The sequence below is a fragment of the Thalassospira alkalitolerans genome (assembly GCF_002115745.1).
Classification (GTDB): Bacteria; Pseudomonadota; Alphaproteobacteria; order Rhodospirillales; family Thalassospiraceae; genus Thalassospira; species Thalassospira alkalitolerans.
In genome coordinates this window covers 258,919-282,699 of record NZ_JFKB01000005.1, presented here as the reverse complement: position 1 = coordinate 282,699, position 23,781 = coordinate 258,919, and the positions used below count along the sequence as shown (strand labels likewise).

Sequence of the window (23,781 nt, the reverse complement as noted above, 5' to 3'; positions counted from 1 at the left end):
TTGTTCCGGGTCAGGCCGCGACAAAATCTGGACGGATCATCTTGCGAAACAGCACAAGGTGCTTTTGCGCAACATCATCGATATCGGCCGGTGGGCGCACATGCCCCGACAGCTTTTTCCAGAGTTTTGGATTGGTGGCGCAGTCCTTGATGACACGGGCCAGTTCAGCCGGATCATCCGGGCGAACATGGATCCCGTCATGACCATCGCGCACCATTTCAGCCATGCCGCCAATGCCACTGGTGATCACCGGGCGGCCATGCTGAAACGCTTCCTGAATGACCAGCGGGGCATTTTCCCACCAGATCGACGGCACAATCACCCAGTCAACACGCGCCATTAATTCGGGAATATCGGCACGTTCATAGGCGCCCATACGCTGTACTTTTGATCCGGTCTGTTCAAACAGGCCGTCGATCTTTTCGTTAAAGGTAACTGTCTGGAACGGCACACCACCATGAATGCGCAGTTCAAAATCAACATCATCCATCGTCAGTTTCTGGCTGGCATCAAGCAGCACATCCGCCCCTTTCCAAGGATTCAGATTGCCGAAATAACCAAAAACATTGGGCATACCCGTGCCGACATCGCGTTTCGGGACGGCATGCGCACGCGGACGTCCATTATGCATCACGTCAATTTTTGCCGGATCAATGCCCCAGTCGACATAACGGTCCCGCAGAAATTCACTGGGTGCCAAAAAACGATCCACAACACGCAGATGGTTCCGTAAATTGACCGTCCGCATCGAAAAACGATCCGGAGCAATACCATCCAGCCCGCACCGTTTCCCGATACGATCTGCCTGCAAATAACGTTGCCGGGTCCCACGATGGATCATCAGGCCGTCATTGGGGCAAATCGGGTAATAATCGTGCAGGGTCATGACGATCTGGCAATGTGGCAAAACACGCCGGATCAGCATCGGCAATTCGATCCCCCAAAGAACCAGATGATGGATATGCACCACATCCGGGTCCCAGGTTTTCAAAAGCTCGGTAAAATTCGGGGCGACCGCGTAAAGGTCTGTCTGCGACATATTGAACCGGTCGAAATGCCCGGCCCAGAACAGCATTTCATCACCGGCATCATTGATCGCCTGAAAACTTGTGCCCGGACGACGTTCACGGTGGATATCGTTGGTCGCACCGACGAAAACGGCTTCGCACCCTGCCCGCTTATAGGCAGAAAACAAATCATGGGCGAAAATCTCGGTCCCGCCGGGATGCAGGTCGGGGTGATTATGCGCCAGAACCAGAATACGGGGGTTCATGCATTCCTCCGCGGTTTTTCAGCAATCAGGAAATCCTGGTAATGATCGGCCGGATCGCCGTGCCATGTACCAAAGCTCTTGGCAGCAAGGGTGAAACCGGCATTTGCCATCGCACCATCGATGAAGCCGTCATCAAAGCCGACGGCCGCCATCGGGTTTTCACCTTTCAGGTGCCAGCACGGTTGATTTTCAAGTCGTTCAAACCCGGTCAACCGCGGATCACAGCCGGGGTTTGTCAATTCATCGGCATCCCGAATGATAAACGCGGTCAGGAAAAGCTTCCCGCCGGGGCGCAGCACGCGGAAAACCTCGGCGCAATAGGTTTCGATTTCTTCCGGTGGCAGATGGGTCGCCACCGAGATCATTGCGGCAAAATCGAATACACCGTCCTGATAAGGTAACCGCATACCGCGCCCCCCGATGGATCCTTCGGGGTTGTACAGCGCGTTTTTGACGTCCTGAACCTGAAATCCGAAATTTGGATAGGCTGGCGAAATCGTGCGTTTGCACCATTCGATCCCGTTGGCGACCGGGTCTATGCCCTCGTAAATCGCATCAGCCCGGTCAAGATACTGGGTCAACGGCACAGCCATGCGGCCAATACCACAGCCGATATCAAGCACATCATATTCCGGCATCAGCCCGGCACGACGCACGAAATGGGCAAGGAATTCCGCCCCGATCGCGCGGTAATCACCATCACCGACAAACACAGCTTCTTCGGGCGGGACCGGCAGGAAACGATTGGCAATGATCTGCTGACACAGCCAGTCAAGATGCTGTTCGCTTTTGGCATCAAGGACCGGTTCATTCGGATTGGAAAAGGCAAGGATCTGATTCATGCGGCTTCTCCGTGATCGCCGTCACCCGGAATGGCGTGGTTCGGCCGGTTTTGGGGAACATCGTTGGCATGAAAATCTTCGAGCATGTCACGCCACCGCGATGCATGAAGCCAGGCGTTGTATTGCGTCGCGACCCCCTGCATGTAATCGGTATGGGTCGAGATCGACTTGCGTTCGAAATGATAAAGGCTGGCATCGGGGATATACTTGATATCGAAATCAGCCTTGCGGATCTTAAGGCACAGATCGCTGTCCTCGTAATCGCCGATCACGTAATCCTCGGTAAAGCCGCCGACCCCGTCAAAGGCATCACGATGCAACAGCATGCAGGCCCCGGTAACGCCCGGTACCGAACGTTCAATATTTGCATCCGGGAATTGTTCGGGCAGGCCTTTGTGGAAATGATGATTTAGCCATTGTCCGCGCTCGTTTTGTGCGAAATACATCCCGGCATGCTGAAGCGATCCATCCTCAAACAACAGCTTTGGCCCGACAGCGGCAACTTCCTGTGGCCCGCCCATTTTCGATGCCAGCAACTCCATCCAGCCGGTTTGATGCGGGATAACATCGGAATTCAGCATCGCGATCAAATCGGCACGCGCATATTCCGCCCCGGCATTGCACGCCCGGGCATAACCGCCATTGCGCGTCATGATCACAAGCCGCATCGGCATGTCATAAAGCAGATGCAAACCACGCAGCAAATGTTCGCATTCCTCGGCCTGTTCCGGGGAATCAAGCACATAGATCACATCGCAATACTGCGAAATCCACGGGTCGCAGGCAAAGGCCCCGACCTGGGCACGCAAGAAATCAAGCACACGATAAAGCGGAACAACGATTGAAACTGCCGGATCCTTGCGGGCGGTGCCAAATTCGATGGTGCGATCCACCTTGACGGCCGCCAGCAACTTTTGCTGCAAATCGCCAATAACCGGGGCCAAACAGTTTTCAATGATGTCGTCGGTCAAATGCTGGGGCGGGACGGCACGCAGGATACGTGCCCGTGCCTCGGCCGGATCAATCGGCTGTGCGGTTGGCACCATCAGATGACGGCTGCCCGATGTCAGCCGCATCAGGCTGCGTGGCTGCAAGATCGGCACCTGACTTTGGATTTCGCGATAGAACCCGACAAACCCGGTTGCCGGTGCCGTTCCATCATCATCCATCACATTACCGGCATAGCGATAGAAACCATCGCCAAACGGATGTGCCGTACCCTTGCTATCAAGAATATCAATCCCGGCAATCATTTCAGCGGGGTCGCGATACCAGCCACCGATCAATGTGCCGCGCGCGGTTGTCACCGCAAGGTCGACTTCGCCACTTGGCAGGCCACCACCGCCCGTCACACGCTGACTTGAAAGCGGACAGCGTAACTGAAATTCAAGTGCGGCCTTGCGCGCCTTGGTATCGCCGCGTGCCATGGCACCGATGATATATTCACGCAGATCGGCATCGGATTTGCCGCGCGCCAGCCACCATCGCGACAACGAGGGCAAAACTGGCGTCGCCGCCAGATGGCGAATAGCCAGCGCGCGTCCACCGGTCACGACAAGATAGGCACCGTTTTCTGTGCCGTCGCGATCAGCGATCATGTAAGTCTGTTTCTTGCCTTGCGGCCCTTCGCTGCTTTCATGGGGTTGCAGCGGCAACCGGCGAAACCCGAAAGACGAAACGATATGGACGGCCTCGATTTCACCGAATGCCACGGGCAGCCCGGCCGATATCAGGATTTGCTGATCGGACAGTTTTGCAACGGCCTTGGCGCGCTGGGGCGTATCGACAATTTCAGAAACCAGTTTGTTTAGGAAAACCGTATAACTTTTGCTGCGGCGTGCCCGAAACATGCTGGCCCATGCGCCAAGCAAGGCCGACATCAATGACAGCCGCCCGGCAGGCGTTACATCGTCAAGCAACGTGCCCGCATTGGCGAATTCAAAATCGCCTTCGGGGTCGATGGTAATTTCATCCTTGCGGCCCAGCGTCCCCGCCTCGGCCAAAAATGACACCGGTTCATCCATGGGGCGGCGAATGACGCGCAACAACCGGGTGCCGCCACCATTTAGTGGCAAGCGCAAGGTGGCCTGCGGCGAGACGGCCTTGCCTTCGGTGGTTTCAAGTTTGGGCACGGCCCATAGACGGGTCGGCATTTCCCAAATCAAAAGCAGGGTTTCCGGGTTAAGCAGACAAACGTCCGGCGCATCGCCGGTCGTCCGCACAGCGTCGGACGGGGCAAATTCAAGCATGGTAATTTTTCACTTCACAAGAAGATCAGGGTGACGCCCGCAACGATTTTGTTGCGGGCGTCAACACGCGGATTACTGGACGCTAAAGAAGCTGTCCGGATTGTCCTGGACGTCTTCTGCATCGACATTGTTCAGGGTAATGGAATCACCATTCCCAAGGTCGATGACAGTATTGGCGCCAACCTGCGTTGCGTGGGAAGCAACGTCATCGGCAGATTCAATACCGGTGCCATTGATACCTTTGCTGATCGACAGCATGTCTTCGCCAAGAGTGAAGTCGAGTACGACGTCATTGCCGCCGCCACCGGTAAAGACAAAGGTATCGCTACCCGATCCACCGATCATCAGATCATCGCCTGCACCGCCCTGAAGAATATCATCACCAGAACCGCCAAGGATCAGATCGTCACCTGCGCCGCCCTGAAGAATATCATCACCAGAACCGCCAAGGATTTGGTCGTCACCGGCACCGCCAAGCATGATGTCATCACCGGAACCACCAGTCATAAGATCATCGCCTGCACCACCTGTGATGACATCATCACCGGCACCGCCGGACAGAAGATCATCACCGGCACCACCGTTAAGGACGTCACTGTGCGAACCGCCAAGCATGACATCATCACCGCCACCACCGGTCAGCACATCTTCGCCGGAACCACCCATCAACAGGTCGCTGCCAGCACCCCCCATCAGTACATCGTCACCCGATCCACCGAACAGGATGTCTTCACCTTCGCCACCAAGAACGACATCACTGCCTGATCCGCCGAACAGGACATCATCGCCCTCTTCGCCGAACAGAACATCGTCATCGCCTTGGCCAAAGATTGTGTCGTCACCGCCACGTCCAAAAATCACGTCACTAAAACGAGATCCGAGAAGCGCATCGTCAAAGGCGCCGCCTTCGAGAGTTGCCATGGTATCCTCCTTCGTGTCCCAACATTATTGACATCGCGGGGGTATTCCCCTCACGAGAGGCTGGCCGTTCCCTCAAGGCAGCTATCGGGCCACCCTGAGATCGGCCACACAGCAACCCTACATTCTTTTATTTTATCTTAGGAAGATATTCTGGTGTTTTTATTGTGTCAATATTATGGATTAAGGCAACAATTACTTACTACTTACATATTTATTTGTCGTATTTTTCGTTTTTATTTGTTTTATGTTTAATTCTATATTTGAACAATACTTGAAATTAAAAAGCCGCAGACCATTTGGCCTGCGGCTTTCGCATTAATTCATCAGGTAAAATCAATCCTCGCGGAAGGCCTTCCCCATGCTATCCGTGATCGGATCGACCAGATAATCAATGGCGCGCCTGGGCGATTTCAACACCAGAATATCGGCAGGCATCCCTGGGCGCAGATGAATATCATCACGATCATCCAAGGCACCCGGGTCGATTGCTGCGCGTACGATGTAATACGACGCATCACGTTTTTCATCGACCGTCTGATCCGCCGCAACATAGCGAACCTCCCCCGGAAGCGGCGCCAAACGACGTTGATTATACGCGGTTAATTTGATCTGGGCTTTTGAACCAACGTGAATCGAATCGATATCCTGACGGTTGATCATGGCCTCGATCAAAAACGGTTCATTTTCAGGAATGATATCCATAATCGGCTCAGCCGGGCTGATGACACCACCCGGTGTGCGCATCTGGATATTCACCACTGTACCGGCCTGCGGTGACTTGACCTCCAACCGATCAAGAACGTCCTCGCTCGCACGCAAACGCTGACTGACATCATTTAAGGCCAGTTGGGCTTCCTGCACTTCGGTTGCAATATCGCTTTGCCATTCCATTTCAATCGACGCAAGATTGATTTCGGCCTCGGCCTTTTGTTGCTCAGCAGCAGCCTTTTGCGCTTTAAACTCGCCCATATCACCGACCAGATCCGACCAGTTGTTTTCAACTTCGACCAGTTGGGTCCGCGTTGCAAAACCATTTTCGGCCAGATGACGAATGCCTTTAAGCTGCTCAGCAACCAATTTTTCCTGGCGGGTTCGGGCCTTGATCTGGGATTCTATGGCCTGTGCTTCGGCTTCGAACTGATCGATCTGTTTGGCTTGGGCATTTCGTTTTGCGCCATAGACTTCGTTGCGTTTACCAAACAGCCGTTTTTCATCTGCCAGAATATCGGCAACATAATCCTGTTGGGCATCAAGCAATTGCTGCGGGAAATCTATTTGACCCTGCCCGCTTTGTTCGGCACGCAATCGCGCCAGTTTTGCCAAAAGCCCGTAACGTTCCCCGCGCAACTGCCCCAATTCAGACTCGCTGCGTGTTCCATCAAGCAACATTAATATTTGGCCGGCCTCCACATGGTCGCCTTCTTCAACCAGCAACTTTTTCAAAATGCCGCCTTCAAAATGGTTTACGATCTTTTTGCGAGAATCAACGATCACCGACCCCGATGCCACGGCGGCACTATCAAGTTCGGCGGTAAAGGCCCAGGAAAAGAACCCGCCAAATCCCAACACAATGACAATGATCCCGGCCATAACCGGCTTGCGAAGACTTTGGCGCGATGCAGTGCGTTCTTCGGCAAGCACCTGATACCAGGCAGGTTGCAGATCTTCCGAGGACATCACATCCCCCCGATGATCAACATTGATGACACGGTTCATGCCGCACCTCCGTTGTGTTGATTGCGTTTAACTGTCGGCAGGCTTTTGATGTTGTCGTCATCCTGGGTCATGGACCGGATAACATCGGTGCGTTCGCCAAACTGTTTGACGCGACCTTCCTGCAATACCAGCAGCTTATGCGCGTATTGCATGATATTCTGGCGATGCGCGATCAGGACGACCATCGCCCCGGCATCCGCGGCCTGTTTTACCGCCCGCAAAAGCGACGCCTCGCCTTCGGCATCAAGGTTGGCATTGGGTTCATCCAGCACCAAAAGACGCGGCCAGCCATACAGGGCACGCGCCAGTGCAATACGTTGTTGCTGGCCGCCCGACAACGTATGTCGCCCCGCGCCAATTGGCGTATCGTAACCAAGCGGCAATCGACCAATCATTTCATGCACACCCGCCGCACGGGCGGCATCAATCACCTTGCGCGGATTGGCGTGTCGCATACGTCCAATGTTTTCACGAATGGTGCCGTTCAAAAGCGATACCGATTGCGGCAAATAGCCGACCATGTCGCCAAAAGACCCGCGTTCCCACAAATACGTGCTGTGCCCGTCAAGGTACACACCGCCCGCCGTCGGCTTTGCTGCCCCGACCAGAACCCGTGACAGGGTTGATTTACCTGCGGCCGATGGCCCGACAACCCCCAAGATTTCACCGGGGTTAAGGTTAAAATTAATCCCGCGCAGCACCGGTACATTGGCACCGGGCACAGCATAAACCAGATTATCGACGACAAGCGGCCCCTCGGACCGTGGCGTCGGTTCGATTTCGCGCTCTGACTGGCGTTCTTCAAGGATGTTGCGAATTCGCCCCCAAGACGACAATGCCGAAACCCATGCCCGCCAATCGCGCGTTACATTATCGAATGGCAACAGCAAGCGGCCCATAATCACCGTCCCGCCAATCATGGCGCCGGGGGTTGTTTCCCCCTGAATCACCAGATAGGCCCCCATCGCCAGGACACAGATTTGCATCCCGAAACGCGCCGAACGCGATACCGAATACATGCCCTTGCTGCGGGCATTTCCGATATCAAGCAATTCGCTGGCATGTTGTTGCGACAGGCGCCAGCGCATTGCAAGTGCGGGCAACATCCCCATGGCTTCGATGGCCTCGGCGTTGGAAACGGTTGATCCGATATCGCCGATATTGCGCAAATTGGCGTCCGTCGCTTCCTTGGTGATTTGCCGCACCAGCAAATCCCCCAAAAGGCTAAGCCCGATCAGGGTCAGAACAGCAATCAACCCGGCAATCCCGTAATAGGGATGCAAGGCAAACATCACCCCCAAAAAGATCGGCGCCCAGATTGCTTCCAGCGGGGCACCAATCGTATTTCCGTTAATGAAGGTGCGAAGATCGGATAAATCGCGCAGCACTTGCGTGCCCTGCACCGATCCCTTTTCAAGGGCCACGCCCATCGCAGCCGATATCGCCGGAAGATTAAGCCTGCGCAAAAGCGATTTGGCCATTTCCTGAAAAATCAGGGCCCGAATGAAATCAAGAATGCCATACAGAATGATCGCACCAATTGCGATCACCAGAAGCAATTTCAGCGTATCGGTACTTTGACTATTGATCACGCGATCATGCACCTGAAGCATGAAAAGCGGGACGGTCAATTGCAGCACATTGATAAAGCCACTCATCACCCCGGCCCATCCAAGCCCACGGACAAAGGTGTATCTGGCCTCGCGGATCACCGACTTCGCATCAAGTGCGGGTCTGGCACCTTTGCTTTCTGCGGGTTTTGGCAGGTTTTTACGACCAAAATGCATTGAAATTCATCCAATCAGCCAAAAGTCATAGTTTTTCCGCAATCTAATCACATAGTTGCAGAATCATGATGGTCTACAATAAAATCAAATATGTCGATCTCATGTTTATGATCTAACAATGTAAAAACAAAATAATTCGAAGTAATTTGAAAATAAAAATACTTTTAAATTACTTCGAAATTACGAGCAAACTGAGGGAAGAATTGGACGTGTGGAAAAATCGTTCAAGAGCAACGTCCTGTTATCTTCCCCACACGAAAGAACTGCTGCGTTTAACATCGCAGCATCAACTATCGCTTGGGAACAGATAACGGATCGAACAACATGACCGTCACTCATCTTGAACTTGCAAACACCGTCGAACGCATTTATCGGCGGTTTGCAGATCTACTTCGTGTGGATCTAATTCGACTCGGCAAAGATGACATCAGCCCCGCACAAGTCGCGTTGCTGTTCACCATCGGCGACGATGAACTTTCGGTACGTGATCTTCTGGATCGCGGCCACTATATGGGATCGAACGCATCCTATAATCTTAAACAACTGACTGAATCGGGCTATGTCGAACGACATGTCATGGCCCGGGATCGACGGTCGGCAAGATTAAAGCTGACACGCAAGGGCCACGAACTTTGCGAGGCCCTGCATGAGTTCCACGAGGAATACCACAATGCGCTAACCAATGATCTTCAGGATCAGCAGGAAATGGAAACCGCCCTTCGTACATTACGGCGGCTCGAGGAATTCTGGACACAGACACTTCGCTATGGCGGCGTCCCGGTCACGAGTACCGTGATGACACACGAGATGCGCAGTCGCCGATGAGAATTGTCTTTGTCCATCGTCATGGGCCGGGACAGTTCGTTCACCTTGCCTGCCATCTGGCGAATGCCGGATGGCAGGTGTCCTTTCTGTGCGAAGCCATGAACGTACAGCTTCCGGGCATTCGCATCCTGCGCCAGCGGGTAACACCGCCCCCACCCGCCATCCCGTTTCCGCAGTATCACCAACAGATCGGCATGCAAGCCGCAACTACGCTTGACGCGCTGGTCACACAGGAAGGCCCACCTGATATCATTTACGGACATATCGGATGGGGCAGCATGCTATTTGCCCGCGATGTTGTGCGCAACACGCCCTTGGTTGGCTATTGCGAGCATTTCTATCACGCCGAGGGACGCGACGTCGGTTTCGACCCGGGCGAAACCATTACCCTTGCCAAACGCACCCAGCTTCGTCTGCGCAACAGTGCACAAATCTCAACACTGGAAACCATTGATGCTGGCATCAGCCCCACATCATGGCAAAAATCGGCCTTTCCGGAATGTTTTCGCAACAAGATCGGCGTTTGCCATGACGGGATCGATATCCATCGCTGTCGCCCCGATGACAAGGCAAAACTAACATTGCCGGATGGCCGTGTCCTGCGACAGGGCGACCCGGTTATCACCTATGTCGCACGTGATCTGGAACCCTATCGCGGCTTTCCCCAATTCATGCGCGCAGCCGCCAAACTTTCACGCCAAAACCCGCATGTGACCTTTGTGGTCGCGGGCGGGGATGGTGTCAGTTACGGCATACCGCGCAGCGACGGACAAAAATGGCGTGATGCCATGATGACCGAAACCGGCATGAACCCGGCCCGCATCACATTCCTGGGGCAAATTCCGCATGACCAACTGATCCGGCTGTTTCAAATCAGTGCCGCACATGTCTATCTGACATATCCGTTCGTCCTGTCATGGTCGGTTCTTGAAGCAATGGCATGTGGTGCCCCCCTGATTGCATCTGACACCGGCCCGTGCCGGGACGTCATTCGCCATGGTAAAAACGGCCTTTTATGCGGTTTCCGGGATGAGGATCAGCTTGCCAAGCTGATGGCCGAAACCATCGCACAACCAGAAAAATTGCGCGCAATGCGTCAAATAGCGCGCCGAACGATCACACAGAACTTTGCGCTTCAACACTGTCTGGAAAGGCAAACCGGCCTGATCGAACGACTGGCAAAACGCTGATCAGGTTTTAACAATCGTGCATGATTGAAAATGGCGCACACCTGTGTCGGTTAAGGCCGTTGGCATCCGCCGATACATCGCATAATCAATAACACCACGCTCACCTGTTGCCACAATCAGCCACAGAAAACCGGCTTCTTCGGCACGTGACAGATCAGTTTTCGACGGGCTGCAATCCCCATTGGGATGGGAATGAAAACATCCGACAATGGCCTCGCCCGTGGCACGTACCGAACGATGGGTCGCAATCAGGACATGCGGATCAATTTCAAAGGTCTTTTGTCGGTCTGCGGCGACATTATCAGAACCGACAAACCGGCAAATCACATCCGGGCTCCCGGCATCGGCGATCAAAAGGCCGCAACATTCCTCGGGCCATGTCGTTGCGGCCTGATCGGCGATGGCGATCAGTATGTCGGCTGGAAATTTTATGACATGCCCGGCTTGGTTCATCTGACCACCGTTACATCAAACAGGTATTATTGGGGATCCACCATCCGGATCTGGCCAAGAACAGAACCGTCGCGCAAGGACACAATCACCAGACGGCTGCCGTGCCGCCCTTCAAGACGCAATGTGGCCTCTGCCCCGTTACGGGCAAAATCAACCAGCGTTTCACCTGGCGCCAATTTCACATCGATTGTGCCAAACGGGGCAAGCTGGTCCCCCACCGTCATGGCACGCGTCGCCTGTAGTTCAGCCAGCCCGGCAATTGGGGCCGACAACTTTGCGTCATCTGACACAATCACCGCATTATCCTGACGCGAGACACCATACCCCACAAGTGCGACGCCTGCGATGATCAGCACCCCCATGAAAGCAACCAAAATCTTGATAGCGCGCATTACATTTCCAATTGAACTGGGTTGATCAAAAGCCCCGTCTTGCGCCACGCTATCGCGGTTAGCAAGCCCGATAAGGTAGCATTGAAGGCCATAGCGACAAGAGCGTACAATTGCAAGTTCGCAAAGCGTGTTTGCATTTCACTGGCAAGCGATTAAAACCGCCAGACAACACGCATCGCCCGATCCAAAGCGTATAACAGCAGATAACAATAGCAGACATGAATATGCATAGCGGGACCAACCCGGACCATCTTAAATATATCGCAACCCGCGAGGATGGGGGGGCGCGGCTCGACAAGATTCTGGCAAACGCCTGGCCTGAACAGTCGCGATCACGCATCAAAAACCTGATCGAAGACGGGCATTTGATGTTGAATGGCACCCAAATCACCAAAATGTCGCACAAGGTCAAGACAGGTGATCGCTTTACATTGGCAATTCCGCCTGCGGTCCCGGCAGACCCGATCGCCGAAGAAATTGCACTCGATATTCTTTATGAAGACGACGACCTTCTGGTGATCAACAAAGCGGCGGGTATGGTCGTTCATCCGGCTGCAGGCAATCAAAGCGGCACATTGGTCAATGCCTTGCTGGCACATTGCGGTGACAGCCTTTCGGGGATTGGTGGCGTAAAACGCCCCGGGATCGTGCATCGACTGGACAAAGACACCAGCGGCGCAATGGTTGTTGCCAAGAATGATGCGACACATCGTGCACTTTCAACACTGTTTTCCGAAGATAAGGAAAATATCGAACGCGCCTATATCGCGGTTGTTTGGGGCGTCCCACGCCAATGCGAAGGCAATATCGAAGGCAACATTGGCCGCAGCCCGCGCAGCCGCAAGAAGATGGCAGTGCTGCGAAATGGCGGAAAACCGGCACTAACACATTACAAGGTTTTGGCAAGACGCGACGACTCGTTGGCATCGTTGATTGAGTGCCGCCTGGCAACCGGTAGAACACACCAAATTCGGGTACATATGACCCATATTGGGCACTCACTTGTTTGTGATCCGGTCTACGGAGGCAATCGTCTCACATCAAAATTCAACCCGCAGGTGCACGATATTCTGAATGGGTTTGAAAAACAGGCACTACATGCCAGAACACTGGGGTTTTTGCACCCAAAAACAGGCGACTACGTCCTGACCAAAGCCCCAATTCCCCTCGACCTACAGCAGGTCATAACCTGCCTTGACCTACCCATCGGTATAGCTTGACCTAGACGATATGGTCAAAAAATTATTGACGTCATCTAATACTCCCGTATACCCTTCGATAGGTGCACAAGACTAAACCGCACCATTACGAAGCGTAACGGGAGGCTTCAATGAAACAGGGAAATGCAATTCCAACCATCTCCAAGGATGGCTTGACAGTCTATTTGCAGCGTATTCGCCGTTACCCCATGCTTACGCCTGTACAGGAAACGACGTTTGCGTACTCTTACCGCGACAATGACGATGCTTCTGCCGCAGAAAAGATGATCACCAGCCATTTGCGGCTTGTTGCAAAAATCGCCATGAGCTATCGCGGCTATGGATTGCCGATCAACGAATTGATCTCTGAGGGCAATGTCGGCTTGCTTCAATCGGTCAAACGTTTTGATCCGGACAAGGGCTTTCGCCTTGCGACCTATGCAATGTGGTGGATCCGCGCTGCGATCCAGGAATACATCTTGCATTCATGGTCTTTGGTGAAAATGGGTACGACTGCCTCCCAGAAGAAATTGTTCTTTAATCTTCGCAAACTCAAAAGCCAGATGCAGGCGATTGATGAAGGCGACTTGCAGCCAGAACAGGTTGAGATTATTGCAACCAAGCTCAAAGTTTCCGAAGACGACGTGGTCATGATGAATCGCCGCTTGGCGGGACCGGATCATTCGTTAAACGCACCAGTGCGGATTGACGGCGACGGAGAATGGCTCGACTGGATCGAAAGCGAAGACGAAGATCAGGAAGTCACTTATGGCAAGCGCGAGGAATTCCTTATGCGCATGAATATGCTGAAAAGCGCGATGTCGCATCTTAATGCACGTGAACGCGACATTCTGACACAGCGCCGCTTGCTTGATTCACCTGTAACGCTTGAGAACCTCAGCGTGGCTTATGGAATTTCGCGAGAGCGTATTCGCCAGATCGAAGTTCGTGCCTTTGAAAAAGTTCGCAAATCAATTCATACCGATTTGCCAATGTAATTCCCCCCCAACTTACTTCCTTCAATGAACGAACTGCGGCGGACAAATTGTCCGCCGTCTTTTTTTATGCCTGAACCGGGAAGCCCCGCCAAAGGTGATTAGCTTCCGGAACGGTCGATTTCCTTGATCAGGCTATCGCCCCAGGTTTTGATCAAATCACGCTGGGATTTGCGCAATTCTGAAACACGGCGCTGCGCTGAGAGGTTCAGAACATTGGCAACAATCGGCGGCATTGCCAAAAACAAAAGCCATCCCAAACCTGCCGCGCCATACATGATTGAAAGCGCGACCGGTTGAAAAATTTGTTGCGTGGCTGCGCCAACAGTTTGTTCGCCCTGTTGCCAAAGTTCCAGGATATAGGGGGCAACACCCGAAAAATTCAGCCCGAAAATACACCGCGCCATCGTGCGCCCCTGAGTCCGGTCAAACATGAATGCCATCATCGATGGCAACAATCCAACCGTCAGCGTGATGAAAGTCGGCAATGCCACCATGAACAAAAGCACGGCCGATACCACCACCGACAAACCGGAAAATGCGCTTTTCTTTCTGGTTCCACCAGATCGTTTCGACATTTTCCTGCCCCTACCAGATATGCATCAAAAACATTGCTGACACCGTCAGCAATGCAATCATGGTCGAGGCAAAGGCCGCTGCCTGCTGACCGACTTTTTCCGCAAGTTCAAGACGCGCGGGTCCCGATGATTCAAGATCAAAAACTTCGCTTTCAGCTTCGGAATATTCTTCGACCGCAGAAATGAATTCTGTCTGGTCTTTTCGGCGTTCCTGCTCGTCATTGATCAGATTGTAAAGTTCAACCAGATTACCGCGCTTGGCCAGTTTCGGGATTTCAGCCTCGACCCGTTCACGACGGGCCTTACTGTGGAACACCTTGACCGCCGGTTCCATCAATCGCGCAACCCAATGCGACAGATGATGCAAGTTATCGGGACCATGACGCCATTGAACAAGGGCCAGCATGCTGATGATGGCCCGGCTGTATTCGACTTCATCTGACGGGTTTTGCAATGCAACAAGCTGTGCTTCGACATCATCTTCAAGCCGGGACGCAATAAAAGCTGCAATATGGCGGTCGACTGGCCAACTATCATCACTGATATGTTCGGCAACTTTTTCCAAAGCCGGAAGAAGCTGACTGATATCGACAATATAGTCATGTTCAATCATCGGGCTAAGGCAATGCTGATTGCGTACCATCGCATACAGACAACGCTCATAACCGTAACCGGCACTTTGCTGCTTCACATAATAGCGCAAGTTTTTATACACTTGCTGCAGCTTTTGGACATCCGGGGAAAATCCCCCCTGCTGCCCAAACCAAAATGACGGAACATCGCGTACAACCACATCGGCAAAACGTTGCGGCCCGCGACCATGTTGCACATCATAAGACAACATACTGCCAAGGCCATCGACCATGGCGGCAAATCCCTTGAAGCGGATTGCACCGGTCGGGTCGAGAATAATGATCGACTTGGAAATCAAAACGTCTTCGGCCGCACGTTTATCCGCCCCGGCCCACTGCATCTGCCGGATTGCTTCGGACATATACTTTGCACGTTCATTATCGGCAAGACCACGGCGCAGCCAAATCTCGACCGAGCCATCACGCAGCGGCGCAAGTGAATTGACCCAGTTTTTGGAAATCCCCTGTGCCAAGGCCCGCGCGGTATAATAATCCTTACCCGAAATATTTTGCGATCTGGCAGCACGGCGTTCGGTATTGGACTGCACCGGCTTTGCCCGGCGCCCGTCAATCCAGGCATTAAGCTCGGCAAAACCCCATCTTTCGTCGGGATCATCACATAAAAGGCCCCGAACGGGCTCTATCAGGATCAAAGGCAATTTTTCATGCGCAACAACCGCCTGAAATGATCCTTTGGCCAGTTTCAAATCGATAATGTCCTGTTCGCTCAACTTTTCAAGCGGGGTATGACCAACCCCAAGTGCTGCAATCGTCATCCCCAGCGCATACAGATCGTCCAGCACCGATCCCAATCCACGCCCCGCAGGATCGGCCGTCATGCGCGACGCCGTTTCATAAACAATCGGTTGATTAAAGCCAGCCGGAGCACAACAGCAATCACCGAGGACAACCTTTTCCCCCATCGGGTCGGCAAAGAACAGGTTATCGGCACGAATATTGCGATGTGTAAGGCTTTTGTCGGCGACCGCCTGCATGACACTCATCAGCGGCTCGACAACGACCTTGGCAAAATCATGTTCGTCAATTTTGCGCTGCTTTTCGCCCGGCACCACAACGCGCCCGCCCCCCGGCTTTGCATAGAAAAGCACCATTGTCTTGCGGTCGAAAAGCGGCCAATGGGCAATTTCATAATCCAGAAGGTCAATCTGGCCACCAAGATGAATTCCCGTCAAAAAGCGCAACATATCATAACGGGTTGGAATGGCCGGATCAGCAACAAGGGCAAATGCACCACCATCATCGCGGCGCAGATTGTCTGCGGTATAGGCCTTGCAGTTCCCCATATCAAATTCGGGAAGCGGCAGATCAGAAAAGACACGAAAATTGCCAATCTCGACATGACGACCACCACCGGGTGGCGGGCCTTCTTTGCCCTGCCCCTCGTCGGCATCATCTGCTGACGGCGCAGCAGTTGCCGCGTCACGATCATCAGCGCCGTCGGAAACATCCTGTTTCTGCTTTTCCGCTTCTTGTGCCATGGGTCCCGATTTTTCTTAGTTGGAGGATGCGCGTATCGACATTCCTGCCTGGAAATCAAGTTCGTCGCACCCTCGGATATCGGGAAACGATACTGCCGATAGCAAAACGGGGCAAGCCGTTATCCGTGCCATACGCAAGGTCAATACAGGCCAAATCATTAATCTGTAACGAAAAAAGCCACCGGATTTACCGATGGCTTTAAACATTTCAACGAACCGGGCACCTAGGCGCTGAACGGGTCATGAACCAGGATGGTGTCATCACGTTCCGGGCTGGTCGACAGCAACGCAACCGGTGCTTCGATCAGTTCCTCGATACGGCGGACATATTTGATGGCAGCAGCCGGAAGATCAGCCCAGCTTCGCGCCCCCATCGTGGTATCTGACCAGCCTTCGATGGTTTCGTAAATTGGCTTGGCTTTCGCCTGCAAACGCTGATTGGCCGGCAGGTGATCATAGATTTTGCCGTCGATATCATAACCGGTGCAAATCTTGATTTCGTCAAAGCCATCCAGAACGTCAAGTTTGGTCAGGGCAATACCGGTAATGCCATTGACCTTGACCGACTGACGGACAAGGGCAGCATCAAACCAGCCACAACGGCGTTTACGCCCGGTGACCACACCAAATTCATGACCGCGCTCGCCAAGACGTTCGCCATCTGCATCAAACAGTTCAGACGGGAACGGACCTTCGCCGACACGCGTGGTATAGGCCTTGGTAATGCCCAGAACATAGCCCACAGCCGACGGCCCCATGCCCGAACCGGCCGCAGCCTGCCCCGAAACAGTATTGGACGAGGTCACGAACGGATACGTGCCATGGTCAACATCAAGCATCGTGCCCTGTGCGCCTTCGAACAGGATACGCTGACCGGCTTCTTTGAACTGATTCAAAGATTTCCAGACAGTGTCCGAGAACGGCAGGATTTTCGGCGCGATTTCTTTAAGCTGTTCAAGCAGTTCCGCACCATCGACTTCCGGCTGGCCCAGACCACGCAGCAGCGCGTTGTGATGGGTCAAAAGGTTTTCGACTTTGGCTTCAAGAAGTTCGGCATCCGCCAGATCGCCAACCCGGATTCCGCGACGACCAACGCGGTCTTCGTATGCCGGGCCAATACCACGACCCGTCGTACCGATTTTGTTATTCCCGGTCGCAGCCGCTTCTCGGGCCTTGTCCAGATTGCCATGCAGCGGCAAAATCAGGCAGGCATTTTCGGCCAAACGCAAATTGTCCGGGGTAATATCAACGCCCTGTGCTTTCAGGCGCTCGATCTCGGCCAAAAGCGCCCAGGGATCGACAACAACACCATTGCCAATCACAGACAGCTTGTTCTTGCGAACAATACCAGACGGCAACAGGCTAAGCTTATAGACAGTTCCGTCGATCACCAAAGTATGACCGGCGTTATGACCGCCCTGGAAACGCACTACGACGTCTGCCCGTTCGGACAGCCAATCGACGATCTTGCCTTTTCCTTCGTCCCCCCACTGGGAACCGATCACGGCAACATTGGTCATCGCAAAACTCCTTGCGCGATAAGAAATGATTTTGGGTTACGCACCCAGCGGCACAACCTGGCCGCCGAGGTAAATAAAACTGCATCCCATACGACGTGCTTCGTTGCGCGCCGCATCTTCGGTTTTAGCCTCGGCTGCACCTTCAAGGGCAGCCACAGTATAATGACCATCTTTACGCAGCTTACGGGCTTCGCGCTGTGGCGTGCCCAGCGGCAGATAAACCCGTTCAACCGGTGCGATATCTGCAAGACCGCGCAGAATGGTATCCATAAACAGCGACATGCCGGTTGCGGCTTCGCCACTTGAACCGCCCGCGCGGTAACGACCACCGCGGCCAAGTTCACCACGAACATGTTTGGCAAACAGGGTAAAGCTGACACCGGTCTGATATCGGAAACCGGCCATTTCAACCGGATCAATCGTCAAGGCCGCATCAAGGTCGGATGCCAGAATGCGTTCGGCAACCTCGACCAGACGGTGCAATTCTTCAGACGCACCAAGCGGCAGTTCCAGCTTTTTAAGTTTCGGCAATGCCGTATGCGCCGGACCGGCGGCCTCAAGCAAGGCAACAAAGACGTCCGTAACATTGCCACTCACAGCTTTGACAGCCGCAACATCACGATGTTCAAGCGCCCGGATCAGGGTTTCGCGATCGTCGGACGTCACACCAAATGCATCAAACAGGCGCACCGGCAAGGTCGGCAAATTCAAATCGACTGACACATCGGCAAGACCGACATGTTCCAGCGCCTCAAGTGCCAGCAAAACAATCTCGGTATCAGCCGCCGCACTGGAAACGCCGATCAATTCGGCACCGACCTGGGCAAACTGGCGTTCGGGGCGCAACTGGGTACCCTGAATACGCAGGACATCGCCGGAATAGGACAAACGAAGCGGACGCGGCGCATCCCCCAAACGGGTTGCAGCAATACGGCCCACTTGCGGGGTCATATCGGAACGAATGCCCATCATCCGGTGCGATACCGGGTCCATCAGGCGGAAGGTCTGTGTGGCAAGTTCGGGGGCCGCACCTTCCAGAAGGCTTTCTTCAAATTCGACCAGCGGTGTTTTAACCCGGTCATAGCCCGCATGTGCGAAACTGCTCATCAGTTTTTCACGGATGTCAGCTTCCCGTGCAGCGGTTCCAGGCAGAACATCCTGAAGGCCGGCGGGCAAAAGAGCTTTCCTGGCAAGTTCGGTCATTATGTGTGCTTTCCGGACGAGGCGCGCAAAATCGGTTCAGGTCGTGCCTGACTATATATCCGGTAGCGGTTACTACCGCTTTGTTCCGGACAGGGCAACGGGAAAACCCCCGCAGACGCAAATAATACGTACAAAATCCAGATCAATCAGCCTGAATTTCGGCTTTAACCGTCGCATATGCCCAATCAAGCCATGGCAGCAACGCCTTGACATCACTGGGTTCCACCGTCGCGCCGCCCCAAATCCGAAGCCCCGGAGGCGCATCGCGATAGCCATTAATATCCATGGCGATTTCTTCGGCTTCAAGGATCTGCGAAATCCGTTTGGGCAATGCAGCCTGCTTTTCAGCGGGCAAAGACAACGCCCATGGGTCGATGATCTTGATGCACATCGACGTATTTGATGCGGTTTCAGGCGTATCAGCCAGATCCGCCGCCCAATCGCTATCCGCCAACCAGGCGTCAAGATAGGCGCGATTCTGACGCGTGCGTTTCAAAAGCCCCTCAAGCCCGCCAATGCCCTCGGCCCATTTCAGGGCATCAATCGCATCTTCAACCACCAGCATCGACGGGGTATTGATAGTTTCGCCGCGGAAAATACCGTCGATCAACTTACCCCCCTTGGTCATGCGGAAAATTTTCGGCATTGGCCAAGCCGGTGTGTGACTTTCAAGGCGTTCAACCGCACGCGGGCTTAGGATAATGATGCCGTGACCACCCTCGCCACCCAAAACTTTCTGCCAGCTATAGGTCACAACGTCGAGCTTGTCCCAAGGCAGTTCCATGGCAAAGATTGCCGATGTCGCATCGCAAATGGTCAGCCCCTTGCGGTCATCTGCGATCCAGTCACCATTGGGCACACGCACACCGGCCGTCGTGCCGTTCCAGGTGAAAACCACATCGTGATCAAAATCAACCGCCCCAAGATCGGGCAATTTGCCATAATCGGCTTCCATCACCCGCACATCGGGAAGATTAAGCTGCTTAAGCACATCCGTGACCCACAGCGATCCAAAGCTTTCCCATGCCAGCATATCAACACCGCGCGGCCCCAACATCGACCAAAGCGCCATTTCAACCGCACCGGTATCGGATGCCGGAACAACGCCAAGCAGATAATCATCAGGCAGGTTCAAAACAGCACGTGAACGGTCAATGACCTCTTCCATGCGTGCTTTGCCAAATTTGGAACGATGTGACCGCCCCAGAACGCGGGTATCAAGCGCGTCCGCCGACCAGCCCGGACGTTTCTTGCACGGGCCTGATGAAAAATTCGGGCTTTCCGGGCGAAGGTTCGGCTTGGCAAAGGCGTCATTGGAATTAGCAGTTACAGAGGCGTTCACAGTGGCATTCTGGGCCATCGGCATATTCCTGAGATTATCGAATAGCGCTGGCACGCCATCCTGCGTCAAAAACGAAGCCCGATCCTATTGCGGTACGCATAAAAGTCAAACGCCTTCGATGCAACAGAACTGCCCGTATTTGCATGGCAGATCCGTCCGCACGGCAACCGGGGTCAGGGCTTAGAATGGAATGTCATAATACCAGGGAGCAAAGAAGCTGAAAGCCAGCCACAAAATGATAATCAACGGCGTCCCTGCACGCAGGAAATCAACAAATCGATAATGCCCCGGCCCCATGACCAGAAGGTTGGTCTGATAACCGACCGGCGATGCAAACGAACAGTTTGCCGCCATCACCACCGCGATGGCAAAGATATGGGGTTGAACCCCAAGACTTTGCGCCATGCCAATCCCGATCGGTGTAAACAACACCGCACAGGCATTGTTTGACAGAACATTGGTAAACACCGCCACAATCAGGAAGAACAGCGACAGGATCACAGGGGCGGGTGCCCCGCGTGTCGCGGCCAGTAATTGATCCGCAACGAATTCCGCCCCGCCGGTCAATTGCAACGCATTGCCAAGCGCAAGCGCCGCAGCAACCAGCAAAACGATCTTGCGGTCAATCGCACGCGATGCCTGACGCACGTTAAGTGCGCCCGAGGCAATCATCAATGCCGCCCCGATAAAACTTGATATCATGATCGGCACAAGGCCGGTCGCGGCCACCGCAATCACACCAAGGAAAATCGTCGCCGCACGGCGCGCATGAAACGGGCGCGGCAAAGTACGCGTCGACCATTCCAAAAGAACCACATCGCGAATGGTGCGCAATGCTTCGACATCTTCGGAACGCCCCTTTACCAACAGAACATCCCCGGCTTCAAGCCGGATTTCTGTCATCTGGGTTCGGATCATGCGCGAACGACGCTGAATCCCCAACACAAGACACTTGTACTGATATCGGAAACCAATCTGTTCAAGGTTGAACCCGATCAATCGCGACCCAGGCGGCAACATAACTTCGGCCAGAAGCTGGGTTGATTTTCGACGTATCTCATCGCTCCCGTCTTGAACGTTAGCAGCCTCGGCATGCAGCAAACCAACGTCTTTTTGCAGGGCTTCAGTCAGAGCCTTGCGCGTGGCAGCAACGACCAAAACATCGCCAGCCTGAATTTCCATATCCTCGTCAAACGGCGGCAAATCGGCATGTTCGCGCCGGACAATCATCTGGATCGTGATATTGGGCAGGTTTTTAAAGAAACCGGCGACCGGACGGGTCCCGATCATCTGTGATGCCGGGCCAACCGTAATCTGGGCGATAAACTGTTTGCCACTGCTATCTGGATTGGCAAGTTTGCTGCTCATTGACGCCAGCGCAGGTAACAAATGCGGCGCGATAAACAGAACATAGATAAAGCCGACAAGTGCCAGCACACTGCCAATCACGGTAAATTCAAAGAATTCCATGGCTGGCATGCCAAGTTCAATCAGCGAGCTTGATACCAAAAGGTTGGTTGATGACCCGATCAGGGTCGTCATACCGCCCAAAATCGCCACATATGACAGCGGTATCATCAGCGCACTTGGCGAACGCTGAATACGTTCGGCCAGCGCCTGAATGATTGGAATAAAGATAACCACAACCGGGGTGTTGTTCAGGAATGCCGACAACAACATCACAACAAACAGGCCGACAAAGATCGACAGAGACGCGTTTTTACCGCCATGTTCCGTAATCAGACCGGCGATATAGCTCACCCCGCCAGTCAGGACCATGCCCTGCCCGACCACCAGCAATGACAACACCGTCAACAGGGCCGGGTTGGCAAAGCCGGACATCAAGGCCCCGGCGCCAAGCAGATTATTGCCATCCGCATCGGGCAACGGGAAGAAATTGAAGAAAAGCAGCAACACAGCGACAAGCGCCATGCTGGTCAGTTCAAGCGATATACGCTCCAACCCGTACAGAACCAGCGACCCGGCGACCAGCGCCAGGACCACCCACATCTGTAATGGCGTCGCAGAACTGGCGACAACACTTTCGATCACGATCCATCTTCCCCTGCAACAGCGCTTTGACACGAGGTTCCGGCAGGCATGTTGCACCGCCCGTCCAGTCCCCGTAAGTCGTATTTTATACTTACTTAGACGAAAGCCCCCGTCAGAGGTCAATAAAAATCAAACGCGCAAACGTGGTGCCTCTGATTATATGTCGATGACATCACCGGCTTAAAAGACCCGAAACCAACGATCCGGACAAAAAAATGGCGGACAGTGTTGCGCCCTGCCCGCCATCGATCAGTCTAGTTCATCGCAAGGTAACCTGCGACTAATCCGCCAGATAAATTTCGCCCTTCAGGTACAAAACAGCATTGCCTTTCAAATGAACGCGGTCCCCATCAACCGTACAATCAATGATGCCGCCACGTTTTGATGCCTGATAACCGACCACATTGGCTTTCCCGCTATATTCCGCCCAATACGGCGCAACAACGCAGTGCATGTAACCGGTGACCGGGTCCTCATCAATTCCAAAGGCTGGTACAAAATAACGCGATACCATATCGATGCCGGGCTTATCGCCCGGCGCGGTCACAATCACCCCGCGCTCCGCCAACGTGCCAAGTACCGACATGTCAGGAACCATATCCCGCACCACCGAAGCATGATCGTAAACGGCCACAAAATCGGTATCGCGACTGGCAACCCGAAAAGTCGCGCTCGGCTTGGCATCGGTCAGGGCGGCGGTAACTGTTGCCGGGATATCTTCGGCAACAATCGGTTGCTTGGGGAAATTCAAAACAATCGCGTCACCGTCACGGCGCGCTGTCAGGATGCCGCTTTCGCTTTGAAGGCGAACAAGATCACCATCAAAACCAAGGATATTGAAAATCACAAAGGAACTGGCCAATGTCGCGTGCCCGCAAAGCGGCACCTCGACCGTTGGCGTGAACCATCGGATGTGAAATTCGGCCCCGTCTGTTGCCGGGTCACATCGCACAATAAACGCCGTTTCCGACAGGTTGTTTTCCATCGCAATGTTTTGCATCACGATATCGGGCAACCAGCCATCCAGCGGGACAACCGCGGCGGGGTTACCGGCAAACATCCGGTCGGCAAAGGCATCAATCTGATAGATCGGAAATGTTGTCATCGTCAGTC

19 protein-coding genes are annotated in these 23,781 nt (G+C 53.7%); 4 read left to right on the top strand and 15 right to left on the bottom strand.

What is annotated here, in order from left to right; translation table 11 throughout:
• Positions 1–10: 10 nt before the first annotated feature.
• The 6 genes from TALK_RS09540 to TALK_RS09515 form a co-directional block, all read right to left on the bottom strand.
• Positions 11–1,273, bottom strand: a complete 1,263-nt coding sequence (locus tag TALK_RS09540) for a glycosyltransferase family 4 protein (protein ID WP_085618194.1) — start codon at positions 1,271–1,273, stop codon at positions 11–13.
• Positions 1,270–2,115: a class I SAM-dependent methyltransferase gene (locus tag TALK_RS09535; protein ID WP_085618192.1), complete on the bottom strand. Its 846-nt coding sequence runs from the start codon at positions 2,113–2,115 to the stop codon at positions 1,270–1,272. The genes TALK_RS09540 and TALK_RS09535 overlap by 4 nt, the downstream gene beginning before the upstream one ends.
• Positions 2,112–4,364 carry a glycosyltransferase gene (locus tag TALK_RS09530; RefSeq protein ID WP_085618190.1) on the bottom strand — a complete coding sequence of 751 codons (2,253 nt, stop codon included), beginning with the start codon at positions 4,362–4,364 and terminating at the stop codon, positions 2,112–2,114. Before TALK_RS09530 ends, TALK_RS09535 begins: the two co-directional genes overlap by 4 nt.
• 72 nt (positions 4,365–4,436) lie before the next feature.
• Positions 4,437–5,285, bottom strand: coding sequence for a calcium-binding protein (locus tag TALK_RS09525; protein ID WP_085618188.1), 849 nt, complete (start codon positions 5,283–5,285; stop codon positions 4,437–4,439).
• Between the two features lie 333 nt (positions 5,286–5,618).
• Entirely contained in the window at positions 5,619–7,001 is a 1,383-nt protein-coding gene (locus tag TALK_RS09520) for an HlyD family type I secretion periplasmic adaptor subunit (protein ID WP_085618186.1), read from the bottom strand.
• Positions 6,998–8,788, bottom strand: coding sequence for a type I secretion system permease/ATPase (locus TALK_RS09515; protein WP_085618184.1), 1,791 nt, complete (start codon positions 8,786–8,788; stop codon positions 6,998–7,000). Before TALK_RS09515 ends, TALK_RS09520 begins: the two co-directional genes overlap by 4 nt.
• A gap of 324 nt (positions 8,789–9,112) precedes the next feature.
• Here TALK_RS09515 and TALK_RS09510 point away from each other — a divergent pair, with 324 nt between their 5' ends.
• Complete coding sequence (locus TALK_RS09510) at positions 9,113–9,613, top strand: MarR family winged helix-turn-helix transcriptional regulator (protein WP_085618182.1); 501 nt, start codon at positions 9,113–9,115, stop codon at positions 9,611–9,613.
• Positions 9,610–10,803, top strand: coding sequence for a glycosyltransferase (locus tag TALK_RS09505; RefSeq protein WP_085618180.1), 1,194 nt, complete (start codon positions 9,610–9,612; stop codon positions 10,801–10,803). The genes TALK_RS09510 and TALK_RS09505 overlap by 4 nt, the downstream gene beginning before the upstream one ends.
• On the opposite strand, the gene TALK_RS09500 is transcribed toward TALK_RS09505, so the two are convergent.
• A complete protein-coding gene (locus TALK_RS09500; protein ID WP_085618178.1) occupies positions 10,804–11,256 on the bottom strand; it encodes a M67 family metallopeptidase in 453 nt (150 codons plus the stop codon). It abuts the gene before it with no gap.
• A 26-nt stretch (positions 11,257–11,282) separates the two neighbouring features.
• Positions 11,283–11,648: a hypothetical protein gene (locus TALK_RS09495; protein WP_085618176.1), complete on the bottom strand. Its 366-nt coding sequence runs from the start codon at positions 11,646–11,648 to the stop codon at positions 11,283–11,285.
• Between the two features lie 224 nt (positions 11,649–11,872).
• Between TALK_RS09495 and TALK_RS09490 the strand changes: the two genes are divergently transcribed.
• Both TALK_RS09490 and rpoH read left to right on the top strand, forming a co-directional pair.
• Complete coding sequence (locus tag TALK_RS09490; RefSeq protein WP_342746136.1) at positions 11,873–12,868, top strand: RluA family pseudouridine synthase; 996 nt, start codon at positions 11,873–11,875, stop codon at positions 12,866–12,868.
• A 110-nt stretch (positions 12,869–12,978) separates the two neighbouring features.
• Positions 12,979–13,845, top strand: coding sequence for an RNA polymerase sigma factor RpoH (gene rpoH / locus TALK_RS09485; RefSeq protein WP_085618172.1), 867 nt, complete (start codon positions 12,979–12,981; stop codon positions 13,843–13,845).
• A gap of 98 nt (positions 13,846–13,943) precedes the next feature.
• Here the strand turns inward: rpoH and TALK_RS09480 are convergent, their stop codons facing one another.
• The 7 genes from TALK_RS09480 to TALK_RS09450 all read right to left on the bottom strand — a co-directional run bounded on the left by TALK_RS09480 (position 13,944) and on the right by TALK_RS09450 (position 23,773).
• Positions 13,944–14,420 carry a hypothetical protein gene (locus tag TALK_RS09480; RefSeq protein WP_085618171.1) on the bottom strand — a complete coding sequence of 159 codons (477 nt, stop codon included), beginning with the start codon at positions 14,418–14,420 and terminating at the stop codon, positions 13,944–13,946.
• Between the two features lie 10 nt (positions 14,421–14,430).
• Positions 14,431–16,551 (bottom strand): hypothetical protein, encoded by a 2,121-nt coding sequence (locus tag TALK_RS09475; RefSeq protein ID WP_085618169.1) that lies wholly within the window; start codon positions 16,549–16,551, stop codon positions 14,431–14,433.
• A 224-nt stretch (positions 16,552–16,775) separates the two neighbouring features.
• Positions 16,776–18,071, bottom strand: a complete 1,296-nt coding sequence (locus TALK_RS09470) for an adenylosuccinate synthase (RefSeq protein ID WP_085618167.1) — start codon at positions 18,069–18,071, stop codon at positions 16,776–16,778.
• Positions 18,072–18,107: 36 nt separating this feature from the next.
• On the bottom strand, positions 18,108–19,274 hold the full coding sequence (locus TALK_RS09465) for an ATP phosphoribosyltransferase regulatory subunit (RefSeq protein ID WP_085618165.1): 1,167 nt from the start codon (positions 19,272–19,274) through the stop codon (positions 18,108–18,110).
• 142 nt (positions 19,275–19,416) lie between these two features.
• Positions 19,417–20,634 (bottom strand): phosphoserine transaminase, encoded by a 1,218-nt coding sequence (locus TALK_RS09460; RefSeq protein ID WP_085618163.1) that lies wholly within the window; start codon positions 20,632–20,634, stop codon positions 19,417–19,419.
• A 162-nt stretch (positions 20,635–20,796) separates the two neighbouring features.
• Positions 20,797–22,668 (bottom strand): SLC13 family permease, encoded by a 1,872-nt coding sequence (locus tag TALK_RS09455; RefSeq protein ID WP_085618161.1) that lies wholly within the window; start codon positions 22,666–22,668, stop codon positions 20,797–20,799.
• Positions 22,669–22,948: 280 nt separating this feature from the next.
• The gene (locus tag TALK_RS09450) at positions 22,949–23,773 is read right to left on the bottom strand and encodes a PhzF family phenazine biosynthesis protein (protein ID WP_085618159.1); all 825 of its coding nucleotides are present in this window, start codon (positions 23,771–23,773) and stop codon (positions 22,949–22,951) included.
• Positions 23,774–23,781 lie beyond the last annotated feature (8 nt).

Excerpts from the sequence above, each read along its gene's own strand:
- TALK_RS09540 (WP_085618194.1), bottom strand. The coding sequence starts at position 1,273 with ATGAACCCCCGTATTCTGGTTCTGGCGCATAATCACCCCGACCTGCAT.
- TALK_RS09535 (WP_085618192.1), bottom strand. The coding sequence starts at position 2,115 with ATGAATCAGATCCTTGCCTTTTCCAATCCGAATGAACCGGTCCTTGAT.
- TALK_RS09530 (WP_085618190.1), bottom strand. The coding sequence starts at position 4,364 with ATGCTTGAATTTGCCCCGTCCGACGCTGTGCGGACGACCGGCGATGCG.
- TALK_RS09525 (WP_085618188.1), bottom strand. The coding sequence starts at position 5,285 with ATGGCAACTCTCGAAGGCGGCGCCTTTGACGATGCGCTTCTCGGATCT.
- TALK_RS09520 (WP_085618186.1), bottom strand. The coding sequence starts at position 7,001 with ATGAACCGTGTCATCAATGTTGATCATCGGGGGGATGTGATGTCCTCG.
- TALK_RS09515 (WP_085618184.1), bottom strand. The coding sequence starts at position 8,788 with ATGCATTTTGGTCGTAAAAACCTGCCAAAACCCGCAGAAAGCAAAGGT.
- TALK_RS09510 (WP_085618182.1), top strand. The coding sequence starts at position 9,113 with ATGACCGTCACTCATCTTGAACTTGCAAACACCGTCGAACGCATTTAT.
- TALK_RS09505 (WP_085618180.1), top strand. The coding sequence starts at position 9,610 with ATGAGAATTGTCTTTGTCCATCGTCATGGGCCGGGACAGTTCGTTCAC.
- TALK_RS09500 (WP_085618178.1), bottom strand. The coding sequence starts at position 11,256 with ATGAACCAAGCCGGGCATGTCATAAAATTTCCAGCCGACATACTGATC.
- TALK_RS09495 (WP_085618176.1), bottom strand. The coding sequence starts at position 11,648 with ATGCGCGCTATCAAGATTTTGGTTGCTTTCATGGGGGTGCTGATCATC.
- TALK_RS09490 (WP_342746136.1), top strand. The coding sequence starts at position 11,873 with ATGCATAGCGGGACCAACCCGGACCATCTTAAATATATCGCAACCCGC.
- rpoH (WP_085618172.1), top strand. The coding sequence starts at position 12,979 with ATGAAACAGGGAAATGCAATTCCAACCATCTCCAAGGATGGCTTGACA.
- TALK_RS09480 (WP_085618171.1), bottom strand. The coding sequence starts at position 14,420 with ATGTCGAAACGATCTGGTGGAACCAGAAAGAAAAGCGCATTTTCCGGT.
- TALK_RS09475 (WP_085618169.1), bottom strand. The coding sequence starts at position 16,551 with ATGGCACAAGAAGCGGAAAAGCAGAAACAGGATGTTTCCGACGGCGCT.
- TALK_RS09470 (WP_085618167.1), bottom strand. The coding sequence starts at position 18,071 with ATGACCAATGTTGCCGTGATCGGTTCCCAGTGGGGGGACGAAGGAAAA.
- TALK_RS09465 (WP_085618165.1), bottom strand. The coding sequence starts at position 19,274 with ATGACCGAACTTGCCAGGAAAGCTCTTTTGCCCGCCGGCCTTCAGGAT.
- TALK_RS09460 (WP_085618163.1), bottom strand. The coding sequence starts at position 20,634 with ATGGCCCAGAATGCCACTGTGAACGCCTCTGTAACTGCTAATTCCAAT.
- TALK_RS09450 (WP_085618159.1), bottom strand. The coding sequence starts at position 23,773 with ATGACAACATTTCCGATCTATCAGATTGATGCCTTTGCCGACCGGATG.